The 1333-nt window shown below is 74.6% G+C and carries 2 protein-coding genes; one reads left to right on the forward strand and one right to left on the reverse strand.

Annotation, left to right across the window (positions count from 1 at the left end):
• Positions 1-192, forward strand: a 192-nt coding sequence (locus tag FJ309_17625; GenBank protein MBM3956394.1) for a hypothetical protein, incomplete at its 5' end; no start/stop codon positions are given.
• Positions 193-580: 388 nt separating this feature from the next.
• Here FJ309_17625 and FJ309_17630 read toward each other — a convergent pair.
• Positions 581-1141 carry a hypothetical protein gene (locus FJ309_17630; protein ID MBM3956395.1) on the reverse strand — a complete coding sequence of 187 codons (561 nt, stop codon included), beginning with the start codon at positions 1139-1141 and terminating at the stop codon, positions 581-583.
• Between the last annotated feature and the right edge of the window lie 192 nt (positions 1142-1333).

The following is a 1333-nucleotide window of genomic DNA, read 5'->3' on the forward strand; positions in this document are numbered from 1 at the left end:
ACACGCCGCGGCCCTTGCAGGAGAAGGCCACGACGAATCCCTGGCCGCAGCCGGTGCACAGCGCGCGGGCGAAGCCGAAGCAGAGCAGCCCGCACTCGAGATAGCCGCGGAACTCCTCCTCGACGTAGACCGGCACGGGCCGCTCGGCAGCTTCCCGCCACTCGAGCCAGCTCTCGAGGTTCTCGGAGATGATTTTGTGGAGCGGCGTCTTCTCGGGCCGGCGCCGCTCGTAACGGCGGGACGCCGCGGGGCCTCCGTGTGGGCGGCGTCGGCTTCGCCCGGGAAACCCTGTGACCGCGGCGACCATGGGCGGACCGGCAGGTGGACGGCGGGAGTCAACGGCCGTACACTATCCGCGGGACGGAGCGGTTCGCCACCAGCCAGTCGCAAGGCTCTGAATACACCCCCAATGGGGCGGCCCGAGCAACCGAATCGGGGGCATGCCGAGGCGGCGGCCGGTCGGGCCCGTGCCGCCGGCGTGCGCCGAGCACCGGGGCCACGGCTCAGAACCCCCGGCCTCTCACCCGTGGCGGGCGGATTCCGCAGAGCGGAGCCCGGCGGCTCCGTGGGCTGAATCCGCTCAGTCGGCGGCCCGGGGCGGCAGGCCGGTGGCCGCGACGGCCGCCGCCCACCGGTCGGGGTCGGCGGCGGCGATCGCGGCGGCGTGTTGGTTGGCCGACGCCAGCGGGCAGGCCGTGAGATACCCCGCCACCGCCCGCCGCACGAGCGGGTCGTCGCGGCCCAGGCGATCCCAGAGGGCCGCCACCTCGGCGACGCTCTCCCAGTGCCGCCAGCGGGCGAGATCCACGGCGGTGTCGGCGGCGACCGCGGGGTTGGCGAGCAGCCCCGCGGCGGCGGCCGCGATCTTGTCTCGGGGAATGTCGTCGGCCAGATACTCCGAGGCAAACCGCAAGGCAGCGAGCGTGTGGCGGGCGTCGCCGGCCCGGGTCTCGGCCCCGAGCAGCTCCCGCTCGCGGAGCCAGTCGAGGGTGGCTTCGCCGCGGGCCACGAGCAGCCCCCCGAGCAGGCCGTCGTAACCGGCCCGGAGGTCAGTGCCCTCGGCCGTGAGCGCCCGCTCGAGCGCCGCGAGGCAGGCCGCCGCTTCGGCGTCGTCGCCCGACTCCGCGGCCCGTCGGGCCACGATGCCCAGGGCCCATCCATAAAAGCCCCGCCGGCGCTGGTCGATCGCCGGCTCGGTGACCCAGGCCCGGAGCCTGGCCGCGTCGAGGTCGAGTAGGCCCGGGGGCTTTCGCCCCCGGGCCTCTCTCAGAACCGGACTTGTGGGTCACACATCCGGCTCTTTGGGTTCCGGTCTCAGCGGACGGACAATGCT

The sequence above is a fragment of the Planctomycetota bacterium genome, assembly GCA_016872555.1.
Lineage (GTDB): Bacteria > Planctomycetota > Planctomycetia > Pirellulales > UBA1268 > F1-20-MAGs016.